The sequence below is a fragment of the Pseudomonas arsenicoxydans genome, assembly GCF_006438915.1.
GTDB lineage: Bacteria > Pseudomonadota > Gammaproteobacteria > Pseudomonadales > Pseudomonadaceae > Aquipseudomonas > Aquipseudomonas arsenicoxydans_A.
The window spans coordinates 699,656-717,107 of sequence record NZ_RCZE01000001.1 but is presented as its reverse complement, the minus strand read 5'-3'; the positions used below and the strand labels follow the sequence as shown (position 1 = coordinate 717,107).

Genomic DNA, 17,452 nt, shown 5'->3' with positions numbered 1-17,452 from the left:
GACGTTCTCCTATTAATAGAACGCCTGGATGCCGGTTTGCGCGCGACCGAGAATCAGCGCATGGACGTCATGCGTACCTTCATAGGTATTCACCACTTCCAGGTTGACCAGATGGCGAGCGACACCGAACTCATCAGAGATGCCATTGCCGCCTAGCATGTCGCGCGCCATGCGAGCGATGTCCAGGGACTTGCCGCAGGAGTTGCGCTTCATCATCGAAGTGATCTCGACCGCCGCAGTACCTTCATCCTTCATACGACCCAGACGTAGGCAGCCTTGCAGCGCCATGGTGATTTCGGTCTGCATGTCTGCGAGCTTCTTCTGGATCAGTTGAGTGGCGGCCAACGGACGACCGAACTGCTGACGATCCAGGGTGTACTGGCGAGCGGTGTGCCAGCAGAACTCGGCAGCGCCCAGCGCACCCCAGGAAATGCCATAACGCGCGGAGTTGAGGCAGGTAAAAGGACCTTTCAAACCGCGGACGTCCGGGAAGATGTTCTCTTCAGGAACAAACACGTTGTCCATGACGATTTCGCCAGTGATGGACGCGCGCAAGCCAACCTTGCCGTGAATCGCCGGAGTGCTCAGGCCCTTCCAGCCCTTCTCCAGAACGAAACCACGGATGTCGCCAGCGTCGTCCTTGGCCCAGACCACAAACACATCGGCGATCGGGCTGTTGGTGATCCACATCTTGCTGCCGGTCAGGCTGTAGCCGCCTTCGACTTTGCGTGCGCGAGTAATCATCGCGCCCGGGTCGGAACCGTGGTTAGGCTCGGTCAGACCAAAGCAGCCGATCCACTCCCCAGTAGCCAGTTTCGGCAGGTACTTCTGCTTCTGGGCTTCAGTGCCGAATTCGTTGATCGGCACCATCACCAACGAGGACTGCACGCTCATCATCGAGCGGTAGCCGGAGTCAACACGCTCGACTTCACGAGCGATCAGACCGTAGCTGACATAGTTGAGGCCGCTACCACCGTACTGCTCGGGGATGGTCGCGCCCAACAGGCCGACTTCGCCCATTTCACGGAAGATCGCTGGATCAGTCTTCTCATGGCGGAAAGCTTCGAGAACGCGCGGTGCAAGCTTCTGCTGAGCGAATTGCTCGGCAGTGTCGCGAATCATGCGTTCTTCTTCAGTGAGCTGTTGATCCAGCAGCAGAGGATCGATCCAGTTGAAGCTAGCTTTACCGCCCATGAGTGTGTCCTCTCGAATCGGGGTCAAATTGCGTGGACTGATCCTAGGCCGGGTTTGGCGTTACGGCAAACGAGGATTTTGCATACTGTTGTGCTAATTTCTCACTCCGTAACATCGCAAAATAGCCTTTATGCGATGGATTAGTGAGGTTGACGTACATGCGCAGGAAAATCCCCAGCACAACGGCCCTGATCAGCTTTGAAGCGGCCGCACGCCACGAAAGCTTCACCAAAGCCGCCCAGGAGCTTTCGCTGACTCAGGGTGCCATTTGCCGACAGATCGCCAGCCTGGAGGATTTCCTAAGCGTCGAACTGTTCCGACGCTCGCGGCGTGGTGTGAAGCTGACGGAAGCCGGACTTTCCTACAGCCGTCGCGTCGCCACACAACTCGATGCGGTGGAGCGGGACACGTTGTCGGTGATGGGGCAACAGGGCGCCAACGTGATCGAACTGGCAGTGGTTCCGACCTTTGGCACGCAGTGGCTGCTGCCGCGACTCAAGGACTTCCAGCAGAAGCATCCGGAAGTGACGGTCAATCTTACGAACCGTACCCGGCCCTTTCTGTTTGCCGACACCGACTTCGACGCGGCGATCTACTTCGGTGACGCCGACTGGTCAGGTACCGAATCCCACAGGCTGATGGGCGAAAATCCGATGCCGGTGTGCAGCCCAGCCCTACTGGGCAAGAACAAAAATCTGACACCCGCTGAGATCGCCGAACTTCCCCTGCTGCAGCAGACCACCCGCCCTTATGCATGGCGTCAGTGGTTCAACTCGCAGCACCTCAATATCCCTCGGGACATGACAGGACCGCGCTACGAGCTATTCTCCATGCTTGCCCAAGCAGCCATGCACGACATGGGCATCGCGCTGATTCCGCCGTTCCTGATTCAGCGTGAATTGACGGAGAAGCGCCTGGTGGTTGCCAACCCGCAGGCATTGTCGAGCATCAAGGCTTATTACCTGATGATTCCCGAGCGAAAGGTGGAATCGGCGTCTTTAAAAGCATTTCGCGACTGGCTGCTCAATCAGGCACACAACTACAACCTAGAGTGTTAAAGGGTTAAGCCAATTAACTGACCCCGTAGTCAGCAAAATAAAAGCCCTACAGATATAACTATATGTCGCATAAACACAGACTGTATGGAAAAGCAGCACAAACGTCCCACAAGCGCCTGATGACGTGGCTTTGCGCCGCTATCGGCGGGCAATGACGCCTCATTCACGGTAAAGATATGTAATTTGCCAATTTTTGATAAAACCCCTTACAAGTCACGGCCTGTCAGGGTTTGAGGCGGTTAGTTGCGACATTCGGTCACGGGGTGACTTGTAGTTAATTTTCCGTCACCCGTCATAATCCCTTGAAGGGCACAAAGTTCGCCTGCAAAATGCCGCGCCCCGCCCTGATTCGGTGGGATCGTGCTGATCGGCCGCCCCAGCCGCACCATCCGAAGTGCCTGGGTTTACTCAATAAGATCACGCAGGAGATTTGACGTGCACATTGGTGTTCCTCTCGAAACCCAGACGGGTGAAACACGGGTTGCTGCAACCCCGGAAACCATCAAGAAGCTGATCGGCCAGGGTCATAAAGTCACTGTGCAAAGCGGCGCCGGCATTAATGCCAGCGTCGTCGACAGTGCTTATGAAGCGGCAGGCGCAACGATTGGCAGCGCCAACGATGCGTTTGGTGCCGAGCTGATTCTCAAGGTGGTCGCTCCCAGCGACAGCGAACTGACGCTGATTAAAAGCGGCACCGTTGTGGTGGGCATGCTCAATCCGTTCAGCAATGAAACCATCGCCAAGCTGGCCGAACGCGGCATTACCGCCTTCGCCCTGGAGGCTGCGCCACGCACCTCCCGTGCGCAGAGCCTGGATGTGCTGTCCTCGCAAGCGAACATCGCTGGCTATAAAGCCGTGTTGTTGGCCGCTCATCACTATCCGCGCTTCATGCCGATGCTGATGACCGCTGCGGGCACCGTGAAAGCGGCGCGCGTGCTGATTCTTGGCGCAGGCGTGGCCGGTTTGCAGGCGATTGCGACGGCCAAGCGTCTGGGCGCGGTGATCGAGGCTTCGGACGTACGTCCGGCGGTGAAGGAACAAATCGAATCCCTGGGTGCGAAATTCGTCGACGTGCCGTACGAAACCGATGAAGAGCGCGAATGCGCCGTCGGTGTCGGCGGTTACGCGCGGCCAATGCCCGCGAGCTGGATGCAACGTCAGGCCCTGGCCGTGCACGAACGCGCCAAGCAAGCTGACATCGTCATCACCACCGCACTGATTCCCGGCCGCAAGGCACCGACGCTGTTGAGCGCGGAAACCGTGGCGCAGATGAAGCCGGGCTCGGTGGTCATCGACCTCGCAGCGGCTCAGGGCGGCAACTGCCCGCTGACCGTGGCTGATCAGGTGGTGGTCGAGAATGGCGTGACCATTTGTGGCCCGACCAATCTGGCCGGTGCAGTGGCGGCAGATGCTTCGGCGCTGTATGCACGCAACCTGCTGGACTTCCTGAAGCTGGTCTTCAACAAAGAAGGCCAGTTCGAAGTGAACCTCGAAGACGATATCGTCGCCGCGTGCCTGATGTGCCGCGACGGCCAAGTCATCCGCAAAAACGCCTAAGCAGGGATTCAGACGATGGAAGAGCTTATCTCCCCCGGTATCTACAACCTGATCATCTTCGTGCTGGCGATTTATGTCGGTTACCACGTGGTCTGGAACGTTACGCCTGCACTGCACACGCCATTGATGGCCGTGACCAACGCCATCTCGGCCATCGTTATCGTCGGCGCCATGCTGGCAGCGGCGCTGACCGTCACGCCACTGGGCAAAACCATGGGCACCCTCGCGGTGGCCCTGGCAGCGGTGAACGTATTTGGTGGCTTCCTGGTTACCCGCAGGATGCTTGAGATGTTCAAGAAAAAAGCCCCGAAAGTCGTAAAAGAAGAGGCGCCCAAGTAATGAGCATGAACCTTGTCACGACGCTCTACTTGATCGCGTCGATCTGCTTCATCCAGGCCCTCAAAGGCCTGTCGCACCCCACCACGTCCCGGCGCGGCAACGTATACGGCATGCTCGGCATGGCGTTGGCGATCCTCACCACCGTTGGCCTCATCTATAAGCTGGGCGCCGAGCTGGCCACCGCCGGCATCGGTTACGTCATCGTCGGTTTGCTGGTCGGCGGCACCGCCGGCTCGATCATGGCCAAGCGCGTCGAGATGACCAAGATGCCGGAACTGGTCGCCTTCATGCACAGCATGATTGGTATGGCCGCCGTGTTCATCGCCATCGCTGCGGTTGTTGAGCCGCAATCGCTGGGCATCGTCAAGCAACTGGGCGACGCGATTCCGGCTGGTAACCGTCTGGAATTGTTCCTCGGCGCAGCCATCGGTGCAATCACCTTCTCCGGTTCGGTGATCGCCTTCGGCAAGCTGTCGGGCAAGTACAAGTTCCGCCTGTTCCAGGGCGCACCGGTACAGTTCGGCGGCCAGCACAAGTTGAACCTGCTACTGGGTGTTGCAACCCTGGCGCTGGGCATCACCTTCATGCTGACCGGCAATCTGAGCGCGTTCGCCTTGATGCTGGCCCTGGCCTTCGTGCTTGGCGTGCTGATCATCATCCCGATTGGCGGCGCGGACATGCCGGTTGTCGTGTCGATGCTCAACAGCTACTCCGGCTGGGCTGCGGCGGGTATCGGCTTCTCGCTGAACAACTCAATGCTGATCATTGCCGGTTCGCTGGTGGGCTCCAGCGGTGCGATCCTCTCGTACATCATGTGCAAGGCGATGAACCGTTCCTTCTTTAATGTACTGCTCGGCGGTTTCGGCAACACAGCCGACGCAGGCCCGGCCGGTGCCAAGGAAGCCCGTCCGGTAAAATCCGGTTCGGCTGACGACGCGACGTTCCTGCTGACTAACGCCGATACCGTGATCATCGTTCCGGGCTACGGCCTGGCAGTGGCACGGGCACAGCACGCACTGAAAGAACTGACCGAGAAGCTGACCCATCGCGGCGTGACCGTGAAGTACGCGATCCACCCGGTTGCCGGTCGGATGCCTGGCCACATGAACGTGTTGCTGGCCGAGGCCGAAGTGCCTTACGACCAGGTGTTCGAGATGGAAGACATCAACTCCGAGTTCGGCCAAGCCGACGTGGTGCTGGTGTTGGGCGCCAACGATGTGGTCAACCCGGCCGCGAAGAACGATCCGAAATCGCCAATTGCCGGCATGCCGATTCTGGAAGCGTTCAAGGCCAAGACCATCATCGTCAACAAGCGCTCGATGGCCAGCGGCTATGCCGGTCTGGACAACGAACTGTTCTACCTGGACAAGACCATGATGGTTTTCGGCGACGCCAAGAAAGTCATCGAAGACATGGTCAAAGCCGTCGAGTAACCCTCAGCGGTACACAGAACGCCCCGACTCGTCGGGGCGTTTTTGTTTGCGCAAATTGCCGGACAAAACGACGCTTTTGTTACCGATCCAGTAAGGATGTTTTGCTCTAAAGGCCCAGAATAGACGCCTCGTTTGCGACCTTGGTAGCGGGACAGGAGTCGGTGTAATTCACTAGACTGCGTATCCTGCTACCCGTTGCCCGAGATGATCATCCATGTACCGTGACCGTATTCGCCTGCCTTCCTTGTTGGACAAAGTGATGAGCGCCGCCGACGCCGCCGCTCTGATTGCGGACGGCATGACCGTCGGCATGAGTGGCTTCACCCGCGCCGGCGAAGCCAAAGCCGTCCCCCAGGCTCTGGCCGAGCGCGCCAAGGTATCTCCGCTGAAAATCACGCTGATGACCGGCGCCAGCCTGGGCAACGACCTCGATAAACAGCTCACCGAAGCCGGCGTACTGTCGCGACGCATGCCGTTCCAGGTCGACAGCACCCTGCGCAAGGCTATTAATGCCGGCGAGGTGATGTTCATCGACCAGCACCTCTCGGAAACCGTGGAGCAACTGCGCAACCAGCAACTCAAGCTGCCGGACATCGCGGTGATTGAAGCGGTGGCGATCACCGAACACGGCCATATCGTGCCGACCACGTCGGTTGGCAACTCGGCAAGCTTCGCGATTTTCGCCAAACACGTGATCGTCGAGATCAACATGGCGCACAACCCGAACCTCGAAGGCCTGCACGACATCTATATTCCGACTTATCGCCCGACCCGTACGCCGATTCCGCTGGTGAAAGTCGATGACCGCATTGGCAGCACTGCCATCCCGATCCCGCCGGAGAAAATCGTCGCGATCGTGTTCACCAATCAACCGGACTCGCCGTCTACCGTATTGCCACCCGACGCCGATACCCAAGCCATCGCGGACCACTTGATCAACTTCTTCAAGCAAGAGGTCGCTGCCGGGCGCATGACCAACAAACTCGGCCCGCTGCAGGCCGGTATCGGCACCATTGCAAACTCGGTGATGTGCGGCCTGATTGATTCGCCGTTCGAAGACCTGACCATGTATTCCGAGGTGCTGCAGGATTCGACCTTCGACTTGATCGATGCCGGCAAACTGAGCTTTGCGTCGGGCAGCTCGATCACCTTGTCGAGTCGCCGCAACGCCGATGTGTTTGGCAACCTCGAGCGCTACAAGGACAAACTGGTCCTGCGCCCACAGGAAATCTCCAACCACCCTGAAGTGGTGCGTCGACTGGGCATCATCGCCGTCAACACGGCCCTGGAGTTCGACCTCTACGGCAACGTCAACTCCACCCACGTCTGCGGCACACGGATGATGAACGGCATTGGCGGCTCGGGCGACTTTGCGCGCAATGCGCATTTGTCCATCTTCGTCACCAAATCGATCGCCAAGGGCGGCGCGATCTCCAGTGTCGTGCCGATGGTCAGCCACGTTGACCACACAGAGCATGACGTCGACATCCTCGTCACCGAGATCGGTCTCGCAGACTTGCGCGGGCTGGCACCCCGGGAGCGGGCGCGGGTCATCATCGACAACTGCGTGCATCCGGACTATCGCCAGGCCCTGGATGACTACTTCACCGCCGCTTGCGCGATTGGCGGACACACGCCGCATATTCTGCGTGATGCACTGAGCTGGCACATCAACCTGGAAGAAACCGGGCGCATGCTCAAGGTGTAATTGGTACAGATGGCGGCTGACGCAAACACAATTTTGTCAGCCTGCTGATGCCAGGCAAAAATCTGTTGAAAACTGTACTGCTGTACTGGTCATTTCCTACCGCAAAAACCTACGACCTGAGACAAAAGCAATGAAAATGCACTGTATCGGTGCGGACAGATACAGTTGCCTCAATTTAGACCAGTACACCCCCTATTAACAGTTAACTGGTCCCTCACAATACAGGTGAACTGTATCTACAGAGACTAGGCAAACGAGAGGATCATGGGCACCAGTTAAACCACTACCTAATCCCGCCACAAGCGGAAGGATGTCAATCATGGAACGTACACTCAGTTCCGACCTGTTCTTCGAAGACACTGCTGCAAAAACCCAGGCTTCCATGCCTCTGCGCGTTATCGCCAACCTGATGCTGTGGCAGCGCCGCATCTCCAGCCGCCACCAACTGGCTCGCCTGGATTCGCGTCTGCTGGCTGACGCCGGTATTAGCGAAGCACAACGCTACGAAGAGCTGAGCAAGCCGTTCTGGCGCTAAGTTAGCGTCGCTGGCCCTGACCCATCGGGTCCACTGCCAGCATCCCAGATTGAAAAAACAAAGCCCGTCGTGGGAAACCACGACGGGCTTTGTCGTTTTGGGGCCGTGAAACCTGAAAAACAAAGTGACCTCTATTCAGCCAGTACAGTTTGTTAATTGCTAACATTGTATAAGTACAATTTTGGCGCGGTGTGCCTGTTTCACAAGAGCAAGGGGGATCACCATGGAATCTCATCTCCAAGCACAAGGATCGCGCCATGAATCACTTACAAAATGTTTCCGCTTCCGCGGCGCAGTCGCAACTTCGCTTCTCCAGGCTCCAGCGAGCGTGGACAGCGCTCTCACGGTGCCTGGAACGGGCCAGAACCCGGCGCCTATTGGGGCAACTCGACGCGCAGCAACTGTCAGACTTGGGCATCAGCCACACCGATCGCCTCAACGAACTGGATAAACCGTTCTGGCGTTAATTTCCTGCCAGCACAGACGGGACTGTTCTAACGGGTAAAAGCGCCTAATATCCAATCAGAACGTGGCGAGCGCTGTAGGGCAGATGTCTGATCCGCAGATACATCGCCACCTCTCAATCGGTTATCCAAAGGAGTTACACCATGTCCCGTCTTCGTCTGCTCAGCGCTGCAGCCCTGCTTGCCGTGGCGGCCAATTCCCACGCCACCAGCTTTATCGTGACCACCGATGCGGTCGTCAATGCCCTTAAAGCCACGTCCGACGCAACCACCGACGTCGTTTCCTCTTCTTTCAAGGACAACAAAATTGTGCGTGAAGCGCGTGATGATGCCGCGAGCTTCGTCGCCAGCGAAGGCGCCATCCGCGGCGTAAAACTGGAAAGTGCACTCGATTACATTCGCCACCAGGCGCCACAGCTGAGCGCAACCGATGCACAGCTGGCACAAGCCATTCTGACCATCTAAGCAACAGCCTTGTTGCGGGACACGCCCCCACGTGTCCCTATGTTTCGGCGCTGGCTCTAGACCGGACGTTGCGCTAGCCTTAGGACTCGCTTTCAGCTATCGAGTCTCATGCGTTTTCATTCAAAATTGTTGCTCACTCCACTGTTGCTTTGGGCCTGCTGGTTGGGTCCGGCACGTGCTTTCGATGCCTTCAACCTTTCCACACAAGGCACTGTCGCCAGTGGTTATGGCACCAGTCTGGTGACCACAGCGCCCTTCGACCGTAAACTGCTGCTCGCCGCGCACGATGATGCCGCGGCCTTCATCGCCAGTGATGGCCAATTACGCGGAGCACAGCTGGAATCGGCCCTGACTTACCTGCGCCATACCCGACCAAAACTTCATGCAAGCGACCTTGAACTGGCACAAGCAATTCTCGTCCAATAGTTATCCTTGTTTCTCCGGAGTTGTTCCATGCGTAACCCGCTGATTGCCGCCACCCTTGGCCTGCTGTTGTTGGCTGACGTGGCCCAGGCACATACCCTGGTTGCCACCAGTAACATGCTCATTCGTGCCACTCAGCGCACGCTTGATTTCACCTCTGATACCACCACCTCCATCCGTGACTCGAAGATCATTCGCGAAGCCCAGGATGACGCCGCCAGTTTCGTGGCCAGCGATGGCGATATCCGCGGCGCGCACCTCGAAGCGGCTTTCAATACCCTGCGCGTTCGCGTGCCGGAAGCCCGGGATGCCAGTGATCAGGTACTCGCCGAAGCCATCCTCGCACTGTGAGGCCGTCAGCCGCCTGGCTGTTGGCCGGGGTCATGATGCTGCTCGGCAGCGCGGCCCATGCGAGCCTGCAATTACAGCTCAAGACTGAAGGCCTTAGCCCCCCACAACAGCAAGCCAGCCAGGCACTGCTCGATGAAGCCATGCAGGCACTGCCGCCGCGGTTCATCGAGCAACTGGACCGGCGCATCGATGTCGGCTGGACCGATGACATGCCGAGCAACGCCTACGGCCAGGCGACGCGGGTGTCCGAACTTGACTTGAATCGCAACCTGCTCGCCAGCCTCACCGACGGCAGCGCCGCGACCCGCAAAACCAATCGCCCCCACGGCACCGTCCGCCGGGAAATGCTCGCCACGGTGTTGCACGAACTCACCCACATCTACGACCGTTCGCGCTTGTGGCCAGATGCCGAGCGCAAACTGATTCAACACTGCACCCGACGCAGCAACAGCGCCGGACTGGTAGGTATTCCCGATCAGTGCCGTGGCCAGAATGATCGGCGCTTCACCCTCAGCGACGATCCGCGTCTGCTCGACCTCGCGGGCTGGCAACAATACGTCGGCCGTCGCGGTGAACGTGAACAGCACAACCGGCAGATCGCGCGCAGCCCGGACATTTACGAAACCGACAGCCCAAAAGAGTTCGTTGCGGTCAACATGGAGTACTTCCTCCTCGACCCGAGCTACGCCTGCCGGCGTCCGGCACTGTATCGCTACTACCAGGAACACTTCGGCTGGGCGCCAGCGGCGAAAAACACCTGCGCGAAGACCTTTGCCTTCCTCAATGCCGGCAATGACTTTGCCAAGACCCCTCTCGGGCAGGTCGATCCGGAACGTGTCTATGCCATTGACTACCTGCTGGCCGAAGCCAATCAGAACTGGGTCAGTCGTTGGGGTCACAGCATGTTGCGGCTGGTGATCTGTGCACCGGGCCGACCACGAGGCCCCGACTGCCGTCTCGATCTGGACCAGCATCTGGTCTTGTCCTACCGCGCCTTCGTCGGTGACGTACAGCTCTCGAGTTGGGACGGACTGGTCGGTAAATACCCGTCGCGCCTGTTCGTCCTGCCGCTCTCCCAAGTCATCGACGAATACACCAAGACCGAACTGCGCAGCCTGGCTTCGGTGCCGCTGAACCTGTCGCGCAGCGAGATCGAAGATGTGGTGGAACGTGCCGCCGAGATGCACTGGAGTTACGACGGCAACTACTTCTTCCTCTCCAACAATTGCGCGGTGGAAGAGCTGAAACTACTGCGAGGCGGCACCAACAACCCAAAACTGGTCGGGCTCGACAACATCATGCCCAACGGCTTGCTGGCGGTGCTGAAGGGTCGCGGACTGGCCGACACCAGCGTGCTGGATGATCCACGGGAAGCACTCCGACTGGGCTATCGCTTCGACTCCTTCCGCGACCGCTATCAAGCCATGTTCGACGTCCTGAAAAAGCGCTTGCCGATCAAGCAGGACAACGTCGAAGACTGGTTGGCACTGAAAGCGGTAGAGCGCCGGCAATGGTTCGAACAAGCGGACCTGCGCACCAGCGCGGCACTGCTGTTGTTGGAACAAGCCGCCTTGCGTCAACAACTGCTGCTGGCCCAGGACGAAGTGAAGCAGCGCTACCTCGGCGCGCGGAACCTGGAAAACGGCGGCATGGACAAGGCCAATGCGACCTTGAAAGATCTACTTGCCAACAGCGGCTACCTCAGTCGCCCGGCGGAACTGCTCGGCAGTGGCGGTTATGGGTTGCCCCAGCCGAGTGAATCGCAACGCCTGGAATCGGAAAGCAGCCTGCGCCAAAAGCAATTGCTGGTGCTGACGGGCGATCTGGACAAGGAAGTGCGAGCGCTGCTCGAACCGGAACGCGCAGCGGAAATGGCCGCCAATGAAGCCAACCTGAAGCAGGTGGGCGAGCACCTGAGAAAGCTGCACAAAGCAGCCGGCGGGTTGGAACTGCCGTAAGAAAAAAGGGCTTCGCGGATAATCCACGAAGCCCTTTTTTATCTGCCCGTTAAATCAAAGCACTCCTTCCAGCACCTCATAAACAACCCCACTGCCCAAGGCGATCAGCACGATGTCGCCACCTGCCCGGCGCCATTCGTACCCCGGGTAATACGGCAGGCGACTCAGCGCGCGATTGTCCAGACGCTCACCATAATAGCCGTGAGGCAACGGCCGGCCGCGCTCCAGATGAATACCTGGAGGTGGTGGCGCGCCGCGCACGAAATACTCGTGGTGTTCGTGGATCGTCTGACGCACCGGACCGAAGTCGCGCGGCGGAGGGCCACTGCGATGATTGTCCTGATGATCACGGTGATCATCACCATGATTGTCGCCATGGTTATCGTACTGGCCCTGTTGCGGGCCGCCGTGGTCGTGATCGTCGCGCTGATCGGCGCTCGCGTGCAGCAACGGGGTCGCGCTCAGCATCAGCACGCCCAGGCTGGCGATCAGACGTTTCGGCATTTTCATCGGGTCTTTCCTCACTGCACCTACAGCAAAAAGGGCTTCAGAACGTAGTCCTGAAGCCCTCGGTCTTGCTGTTTAGTCTGTGCCGCGAGGCGCTAATTCCTCTGTATCAGGAACTTTACCTTCAGCTGACGCGGGCCTTACGCACGCCTTCAGCCAGGGCCGCGCAAAGGCTTAGCACGCCATCAATCGCCTGATCCGGCGTCGAAGCATTGGCGATGTGATCGATCAATGCCGAGCCCACCACAACCCCGTCAGCCAGGCGCGCAATGGAAGCGGCTTGCTCTGGGGTCCGAATGCCAAAACCGATGCTGATCGGCAAATCAGTGTGGCGACGCAGACGGGCAACCGCCTCTTCAACGTGTTCCAGGGTTGCCGCGCCTGCGCCGGTCACACCGGCAACCGACACGTAGTAGACGAAACCGGAGCTGCCGTTCAGCACAGTCGGCAAACGCACGTCATCGGTGGTTGGCGTGGTCAAACGAATGAAGTCCAGACCGGCTGCCTGAGCCGGGTCGCACAACTCGCCGTTATGTTCCGGCGGCAAGTCGACCACGATCAGGCCATCAACGCCGGCCGCTTTGGCATCAGCAATGAAACGCGGTACGCCGTACATGTGGATCGGGTTGAAGTAACCCATCAACACCAGCGGCGTCTCGCTATTGCCTTCACGGAACTCGCGAACCATTTGCAGGGTTTTCGCCAGGTTCTGCTTGGCGCCCAAGGCGCGGATGTTGGCCAGCTGGATCGCCGGGCCATCGGCCATTGGATCGGTGAAGGGCATGCCCAACTCGATCACGTCGGCGCCAGCCGCAGGCAAGCCTTTAAGGATCGCCAGGGAAGTGTCATAGCTCGGGTCGCCAGCGGTGACGAAGGTCACCAGGGCGGCACGATTCTGTTCCTTGAGTTCGGCAAAGCGCGTTTGCAGGCGGCTCATCAGTGTTTCTCCTGCTTTGATTGTTCCATGTGGTGCATCACGGTTTGCATGTCTTTGTCGCCACGGCCGGACAGGTTGACCACCATCAGGTGATCTTTGGGCAAGGTCGGTGCGCGTTTGAACACTTCGGCCAACGCGTGGGCGCTTTCCAGTGCAGGAATGATCCCTTCCAGGCGGCAGCATTTGTGGAACGCATCAAGGGCTTCGTCGTCGGTCACCGAGGTGTACTGAACGCGGCCGATGTCATGCAACCACGCATGTTCCGGGCCGATACCCGGGTAGTCGAGGCCGGCGGAAATCGAGTGGGCGTCGATGATCTGACCATCGTCGTCCTGCAACAGGAAAGTACGGTTGCCGTGCAGCACGCCCGGTACGCCGCCGTTCAGGCTCGCCGCGTGCTTGCCGGTTTCGATGCCGTAACCGGCGGCTTCTACGCCGATGATCTCGACGCTCTTGTCATCGAGGAACGGGTGAAACAGGCCCATGGCGTTGGAACCACCGCCGATGCACGCCACCAGGCTGTCCGGCAGGCGGCCTTCCTGATCCTGCAGTTGGGTACGGGTTTCCTTGCCGATCACGGACTGGAAGTCGCGAACCATGGCTGGATAAGGGTGTGGACCGGCCACAGTGCCGATCAGATAGAAGGTGCTGTCGACGTTGGTTACCCAGTCACGCAGCGCTTCGTTCATTGCGTCTTTCAGGGTGCCGGTGCCGGCCACGACCGGGATCACTTCAGCGCCCAGCAGTTTCATGCGGAACACGTTGGCTTGCTGACGCTCGATGTCGGTGGTGCCCATGTAGATCACGCAGTCGAGACCGAAACGCGCGGCCACGGTGGCAGTCGCCACGCCGTGCATGCCCGCGCCGGTTTCGGCGATGATGCGTTTCTTGCCCATGCGCCGCGCCAGCAGGATCTGGCCGATGCAGTTGTTGATCTTGTGCGCGCCGGTGTGGTTCAGCTCTTCGCGCTTGAGGTAAATCTTGGCGCCGCCGCAGAACTCGGTGAGGCGTTCGGCATAGTAAAGAGGGCTTGGACGTCCGACATAGTCACGCTGGAAGTAGGCCAATTCTTCTTTGAATGCCGGATCTTCCTTGGCCGCTTCGTATTCGCGGGCCAGGTCGAGGATCAACGGCATCAGGGTTTCGGCGACGTAGCGGCCGCCGAACGCGCCAAACAGGCCGTTGGCATCGGGGCCGTTGCGCAGATTAGTCTGGGTCATGGGTCGCTCCAGTGAATGCGTGATATGACGATGGGCTTAACTCTACCCCTGACGTCCCGACCTGAAAACCGATAAGATCGCCGCAACCTGTCAGGAAAACTCACAGATCCCATGAGCCACGACCTTCCCCCGCTCAACGCCCTTCGCGCCTTCGAAGCCACTGCCCGTCTGAACAGCGTCAGTCAGGCTGCCGAACAGCTGCACGTCACCCATGGCGCGGTCAGCCGGCAACTCAAGGTGCTCGAAGAACACCTCGGGGTCAGCCTGTTCGTCAAGGACGGTCGCGGCCTTAAACTCACAGATGCCGGCATTCGATTGCGCGATGCCAGCGGCGAAGCGTTCGAACGGTTACGCACGGTGTGTGCAGAGCTGACGCAAAGTACTGCCGACGCGCCATTCGTCCTCGGTTGCTCGGGAAGCTTGCTCGCACGCTGGTTTATTCCACGCCTGGGACGGCTGAATGCGGACCTGCCAGACCTGCGTCTGCACCTGTCCGCCGGCGAAGGCGATCTCGATCCGCGCCGGCCGGGACTGGACGCGTTGCTGGTGTTTGCAGAACCGCCATGGCCTGCGGACATGCAAGTCTATGAATTGACCAGCGAGCGAATCGGCCCGGTCATGAGCCCGCGATTCGCCAACTTCGACCAGTATCAAGGCGCGCCGGCCACAGCGTTGCTGAACGAGCCGTTGCTACACACCACCTCGCGACCTCAGGCGTGGCCCAGTTGGGCGCAGCAAAGCGGCCTCGACGCCAAGGCATTGAAGTTCGGTCAGGGATTTGAGCATTTGTATTACTTGCTGGAAGCCGCAGTGGCCGGTCTTGGAGTGGCGATTGCGCCGGAGCCGCTGGTGGCCGAAGACGTGAAGGCCGGTCGCCTGGTTGCGCCGTGGGGTTTCAGCGAAACCCCGGCGCAACTGGCGTTGTGGCTACCCAAGCGCGCCGCGGACGGGCGGGCTCGGCAACTGGCGCAGTGGCTCAAGAACGAACTGCACCGGGCGGATTAGTCACCGCGTTTGCACAATAGATAAGCCGCGAGAAGGCCCAGCGCCCCCACGGCAACACCGGCCGTCGTCCAAGGGTGTTCCTGGGCGTAGTCCCGAGTGGCGATCCCGGTTTCACGGGTTTTGACTTTGACGTCTTCATACGCATCGCTGAGCAGATGACGCGAATGTTTCAGCGCACTTTCGGCGTTGGCTTTCAGGGTTTTGAGGGTTCTACGCGACTCGTCCGACGCATCGTCTTTCAGGCTTTCCAACGATTTCAGCAGACTCTCGATTTCGGCTTCCATGCTTTGCAATGAGGCTTTACGTAATGAAGTGTTGGCCATGGTGGCTCTCCTGCATTGATTGAGTTGCGTGTGTTGGTTGGGACTTCAGGGGTTGAAGAAAGTGCAGAAAATCTGAACATCTCCTTCAGGTTAGCCGTCGCAAGTAAGACGAAAAATCACTGCTAGGCTGTAATTCACACCCTGAGGAGAACACCATGACTGACCATCACACCTACAAAAAAGTCGAACTGGTCGGCTCGTCCACCAGTAGCATTGAAGACGCCATCAATAACGCGCTGGCCGAAGCCAGCAAAAGCCTCAAGCACATGGAATGGTTCGAAGTGACCGAAACCCGCGGGCACATCAAGGACGGCAAGGCAGCGCACTTTCAGGTGACGCTCAAAGTCGGGTTCCGGATTGCCAGCAGCTGAGTTTGAGCTAGTCTTCTGAACTTGCGCGCTGGCCGAGTGCCATAGGGAATGGCAAAGCGCTACATGTGTGCATCCGGCAAATTGCTGGATGCCCCTATTGATCCGACCAGGGAATGCGACCGATGAAGAAATTTATAGTGGCAGTAGGTTTGTTGAGCCTTGCGGGTACGGCATTTGCTGGCGGCAAGTCGTGCGAAGAACTGAAATCCGAAATCGCCGCGAAGCTGGATGCCAAGGGCGTTGCGGGTTATTCACTGGAAATAGCCGATAAAGGTGCTGCTGGCGGCGCAAAGGTCGTCGGCACCTGTGAAAAGGGCACCAAGGTCATCGTCTACAAGAAGTAGCCTGATCGCGCTTTAAATAAAAAAGCCGACGCAATGCGTCGGCTTATTTATGGGCGCGTTTTGAGCTTCAGCCCTTCATGACCTGCGCCAGCAATTCGTAGGAATGAACACGATCAGCGTGTTCATACAAATCGCAGGTGAAGATCAGCTCATCGGCCTGCGTCTGCTCGACCAGCACGTCCAGTTTGGCGCGGATTTTCTGCGGGCTGCCCACCATGGCCAATCCGAGGAAATCACTGACCGCTTCGCGCTCATGCGGCAGCCACAACCCGTCCATGGTTTTCACCGGCGGACGCTGCACCAGGCTTTGGCCACGCATCAACGCGAGAATCCGCTGATAGACCGACGTCGCCAGGTAATCCGCCTGTTCATCGGTATCCGCCGCCACCAGTGGCACGCCAAGCATCACGTAGGGTTTATCCAGTACTACTGAAGGCTTGAAGTGATTGCGGTAGACACGAATCGCCTCATGCATGAAACGCGGTGCGAAATGGGAGGCGAAGGCGTAGGGCAAACCGCGCTCACCGGCCAGTTGTGCACTGAACAGGCTGGAGCCCAACAACCAGACCGGGACGTTGGTGCCGGTGCCGGGCATGGCGATGATCCGCTGGTCCGGGGTGCGCGGGCCGAGGTAACGCATCAGTTCGGCCACGTCTTCCGGGAAATCGTCGGCGCTGCCGGAGCGTTCGCGGCGCAACGCGCGAGCGGTCATTTGATCGGAGCCAGGCGCACGGCCCAGACCCAGGTCGATACGCCCCGGATACAGGCTTTCCAAAGTGCCGAACTGCTCGGCGATCACCAGCGGCGCATGGTTAGGCAGCATCACACCACCCGAACCGACACGAATGGTCGAGGTGCCGCCCGCCAGATAACCCAGCAACACGGATGTCGCCGAGCTGGCGATGCCGTCCATGTTGTGGTGTTCGGCGACCCAGAAGCGGTTGTAGCCGAATTTTTCGACGTGCTGCGCCAGGTCCAGGGAGTTGCGCAGCGACTGGGCCGCGCTGCCGTTTTCACGCACGGGCACCAGATCAAGGGTCGAGAACTTGATGTCGGACAGTCGTTTCATAAACCTGCTTCTCCAATTGAGGTCGCAGGTTTCTTCTCGTAAACGAAAACCTGCCGAATCCATAAGCGTGTTTCATCAATAAGGGCATATACCCGAGTTTCAATAGCCAAGGCAAAAAAACCTACGAAAATAGTAGGACTTAACCAGATCGGGTGAACTTTGCACCGCCGACTATCCTCAGAACCCTTAGC

Annotated in this window: 20 protein-coding genes; 14 read left to right on the top strand and 6 right to left on the bottom strand. The window is 58.8% G+C overall.

The window, feature by feature from the left end:
• Positions 1-12: 12 nt before the first annotated feature.
• Complete coding sequence (locus tag EAH78_RS03335; RefSeq protein WP_027926097.1) at positions 13-1,194, bottom strand: acyl-CoA dehydrogenase; 1,182 nt, start codon at positions 1,192-1,194, stop codon at positions 13-15.
• 158 nt (positions 1,195-1,352) lie between these two features.
• Between EAH78_RS03335 and EAH78_RS03330 the strand changes: the two genes are divergently transcribed.
• The 11 genes from EAH78_RS03330 to EAH78_RS03280 all read left to right on the top strand — a co-directional run bounded on the left by EAH78_RS03330 (position 1,353) and on the right by EAH78_RS03280 (position 11,485).
• Positions 1,353-2,252: a LysR family transcriptional regulator gene (locus EAH78_RS03330; protein WP_140665578.1), complete on the top strand. Its 900-nt coding sequence runs from the start codon at positions 1,353-1,355 to the stop codon at positions 2,250-2,252.
• 435 nt (positions 2,253-2,687) lie between these two features.
• Complete coding sequence (locus EAH78_RS03325) at positions 2,688-3,809, top strand: Re/Si-specific NAD(P)(+) transhydrogenase subunit alpha (RefSeq protein WP_123433328.1); 1,122 nt, start codon at positions 2,688-2,690, stop codon at positions 3,807-3,809.
• Between the two features lie 15 nt (positions 3,810-3,824).
• Positions 3,825-4,148, top strand: coding sequence for an NAD(P) transhydrogenase subunit alpha (locus EAH78_RS03320; RefSeq protein ID WP_007947884.1), 324 nt, complete (start codon positions 3,825-3,827; stop codon positions 4,146-4,148).
• Positions 4,148-5,581, top strand: coding sequence for an NAD(P)(+) transhydrogenase (Re/Si-specific) subunit beta (locus tag EAH78_RS03315; RefSeq protein WP_140665574.1), 1,434 nt, complete (start codon positions 4,148-4,150; stop codon positions 5,579-5,581). Before EAH78_RS03320 ends, EAH78_RS03315 begins: the two co-directional genes overlap by 1 nt.
• A 214-nt stretch (positions 5,582-5,795) precedes the next feature.
• Positions 5,796-7,289 (top strand): acetyl-CoA hydrolase/transferase family protein, encoded by a 1,494-nt coding sequence (locus EAH78_RS03310; RefSeq protein ID WP_140665571.1) that lies wholly within the window; start codon positions 5,796-5,798, stop codon positions 7,287-7,289.
• 319 nt (positions 7,290-7,608) lie between these two features.
• A complete protein-coding gene (locus EAH78_RS03305) occupies positions 7,609-7,824 on the top strand; it encodes a DUF1127 domain-containing protein (protein WP_007947887.1) in 216 nt (71 codons plus the stop codon).
• Positions 7,825-8,081: 257 nt separating this feature from the next.
• Positions 8,082-8,291 (top strand): DUF1127 domain-containing protein, encoded by a 210-nt coding sequence (locus tag EAH78_RS03300; protein WP_140665567.1) that lies wholly within the window; start codon positions 8,082-8,084, stop codon positions 8,289-8,291.
• 141 nt (positions 8,292-8,432) lie between these two features.
• The gene (locus EAH78_RS03295; protein ID WP_140665562.1) at positions 8,433-8,753 is read left to right on the top strand and encodes a DUF2388 domain-containing protein; all 321 of its coding nucleotides are present in this window, start codon (positions 8,433-8,435) and stop codon (positions 8,751-8,753) included.
• Between the two features lie 108 nt (positions 8,754-8,861).
• Positions 8,862-9,179, top strand: a complete 318-nt coding sequence (locus tag EAH78_RS03290; RefSeq protein ID WP_140665557.1) for a DUF2388 domain-containing protein — start codon at positions 8,862-8,864, stop codon at positions 9,177-9,179.
• A gap of 27 nt (positions 9,180-9,206) precedes the next feature.
• Positions 9,207-9,527 (top strand): DUF2388 domain-containing protein, encoded by a 321-nt coding sequence (locus EAH78_RS03285; protein WP_140665553.1) that lies wholly within the window; start codon positions 9,207-9,209, stop codon positions 9,525-9,527.
• The gene (locus tag EAH78_RS03280; RefSeq protein ID WP_140665548.1) at positions 9,524-11,485 is read left to right on the top strand and encodes a DUF4105 domain-containing protein; all 1,962 of its coding nucleotides are present in this window, start codon (positions 9,524-9,526) and stop codon (positions 11,483-11,485) included. Before EAH78_RS03285 ends, EAH78_RS03280 begins: the two co-directional genes overlap by 4 nt.
• A gap of 54 nt (positions 11,486-11,539) precedes the next feature.
• Here the strand turns inward: EAH78_RS03280 and EAH78_RS03275 are convergent, their stop codons facing one another.
• The 3 genes from EAH78_RS03275 to trpB all read right to left on the bottom strand — a co-directional run bounded on the left by EAH78_RS03275 (position 11,540) and on the right by trpB (position 14,149).
• Positions 11,540-11,995, bottom strand: a complete 456-nt coding sequence (locus tag EAH78_RS03275) for an anti-virulence regulator CigR family protein (protein ID WP_140665545.1) — start codon at positions 11,993-11,995, stop codon at positions 11,540-11,542.
• A 121-nt stretch (positions 11,996-12,116) separates the two neighbouring features.
• Positions 12,117-12,929, bottom strand: coding sequence for a tryptophan synthase subunit alpha (trpA, locus tag EAH78_RS03270; RefSeq protein WP_140665542.1), 813 nt, complete (start codon positions 12,927-12,929; stop codon positions 12,117-12,119).
• Positions 12,929-14,149, bottom strand: a complete 1,221-nt coding sequence (gene trpB, locus EAH78_RS03265; RefSeq protein WP_140665538.1) for a tryptophan synthase subunit beta — start codon at positions 14,147-14,149, stop codon at positions 12,929-12,931. The genes trpA and trpB overlap by 1 nt, the downstream gene beginning before the upstream one ends.
• 111 nt (positions 14,150-14,260) lie before the next feature.
• Between trpB and EAH78_RS03260 the strand changes: the two genes are divergently transcribed.
• Positions 14,261-15,154: a LysR family transcriptional regulator gene (locus EAH78_RS03260; protein ID WP_140665535.1), complete on the top strand. Its 894-nt coding sequence runs from the start codon at positions 14,261-14,263 to the stop codon at positions 15,152-15,154.
• On the opposite strand, the gene EAH78_RS03255 is transcribed toward EAH78_RS03260, so the two are convergent.
• On the bottom strand, positions 15,151-15,477 hold the full coding sequence (locus tag EAH78_RS03255; RefSeq protein WP_140665532.1) for a DUF883 family protein: 327 nt from the start codon (positions 15,475-15,477) through the stop codon (positions 15,151-15,153). The genes EAH78_RS03260 and EAH78_RS03255 overlap by 4 nt on opposite strands.
• Positions 15,478-15,632: 155 nt before the next feature.
• Here EAH78_RS03255 and EAH78_RS03250 point away from each other — a divergent pair, with 155 nt between their 5' ends.
• Together EAH78_RS03250 and EAH78_RS03245 are read left to right on the top strand one after the other, a co-directional pair.
• Entirely contained in the window at positions 15,633-15,848 is a 216-nt protein-coding gene (locus tag EAH78_RS03250) for a dodecin (protein ID WP_140665528.1), read from the top strand.
• A gap of 122 nt (positions 15,849-15,970) precedes the next feature.
• Positions 15,971-16,192 carry a DUF1161 domain-containing protein gene (locus EAH78_RS03245; RefSeq protein WP_140665525.1) on the top strand — a complete coding sequence of 74 codons (222 nt, stop codon included), beginning with the start codon at positions 15,971-15,973 and terminating at the stop codon, positions 16,190-16,192.
• Positions 16,193-16,259: 67 nt separating this feature from the next.
• On the opposite strand, the gene EAH78_RS03240 is transcribed toward EAH78_RS03245, so the two are convergent.
• The gene (locus tag EAH78_RS03240) at positions 16,260-17,261 is read right to left on the bottom strand and encodes an LLM class flavin-dependent oxidoreductase (protein ID WP_140665521.1); all 1,002 of its coding nucleotides are present in this window, start codon (positions 17,259-17,261) and stop codon (positions 16,260-16,262) included.
• Between the last annotated feature and the right edge of the window lie 191 nt (positions 17,262-17,452).

Bases quoted from the DNA above. Each gene is read 5' to 3' on its own strand.
- EAH78_RS03335 (WP_027926097.1), bottom strand. From the start codon at position 1,194: ATGGGCGGTAAAGCTAGCTTCAACTGGATCGATCCTCTGCTGCTGGAT.
- EAH78_RS03330 (WP_140665578.1), top strand. From the start codon at position 1,353: ATGCGCAGGAAAATCCCCAGCACAACGGCCCTGATCAGCTTTGAAGCG.
- EAH78_RS03320 (WP_007947884.1), top strand. From the start codon at position 3,825: ATGGAAGAGCTTATCTCCCCCGGTATCTACAACCTGATCATCTTCGTG.
- EAH78_RS03315 (WP_140665574.1), top strand. From the start codon at position 4,148: ATGAGCATGAACCTTGTCACGACGCTCTACTTGATCGCGTCGATCTGC.
- EAH78_RS03310 (WP_140665571.1), top strand. From the start codon at position 5,796: ATGTACCGTGACCGTATTCGCCTGCCTTCCTTGTTGGACAAAGTGATG.
- EAH78_RS03305 (WP_007947887.1), top strand. From the start codon at position 7,609: ATGGAACGTACACTCAGTTCCGACCTGTTCTTCGAAGACACTGCTGCA.
- EAH78_RS03300 (WP_140665567.1), top strand. From the start codon at position 8,082: ATGAATCACTTACAAAATGTTTCCGCTTCCGCGGCGCAGTCGCAACTT.
- EAH78_RS03295 (WP_140665562.1), top strand. From the start codon at position 8,433: ATGTCCCGTCTTCGTCTGCTCAGCGCTGCAGCCCTGCTTGCCGTGGCG.
- EAH78_RS03290 (WP_140665557.1), top strand. From the start codon at position 8,862: ATGCGTTTTCATTCAAAATTGTTGCTCACTCCACTGTTGCTTTGGGCC.
- EAH78_RS03285 (WP_140665553.1), top strand. From the start codon at position 9,207: ATGCGTAACCCGCTGATTGCCGCCACCCTTGGCCTGCTGTTGTTGGCT.
- EAH78_RS03275 (WP_140665545.1), bottom strand. From the start codon at position 11,995: ATGAAAATGCCGAAACGTCTGATCGCCAGCCTGGGCGTGCTGATGCTG.
- trpA (WP_140665542.1), bottom strand. From the start codon at position 12,929: ATGAGCCGCCTGCAAACGCGCTTTGCCGAACTCAAGGAACAGAATCGT.
- trpB (WP_140665538.1), bottom strand. From the start codon at position 14,149: ATGACCCAGACTAATCTGCGCAACGGCCCCGATGCCAACGGCCTGTTT.
- EAH78_RS03260 (WP_140665535.1), top strand. From the start codon at position 14,261: ATGAGCCACGACCTTCCCCCGCTCAACGCCCTTCGCGCCTTCGAAGCC.
- EAH78_RS03255 (WP_140665532.1), bottom strand. From the start codon at position 15,477: ATGGCCAACACTTCATTACGTAAAGCCTCATTGCAAAGCATGGAAGCC.
- EAH78_RS03250 (WP_140665528.1), top strand. From the start codon at position 15,633: ATGACTGACCATCACACCTACAAAAAAGTCGAACTGGTCGGCTCGTCC.
- EAH78_RS03245 (WP_140665525.1), top strand. From the start codon at position 15,971: ATGAAGAAATTTATAGTGGCAGTAGGTTTGTTGAGCCTTGCGGGTACG.
- EAH78_RS03240 (WP_140665521.1), bottom strand. From the start codon at position 17,261: ATGAAACGACTGTCCGACATCAAGTTCTCGACCCTTGATCTGGTGCCC.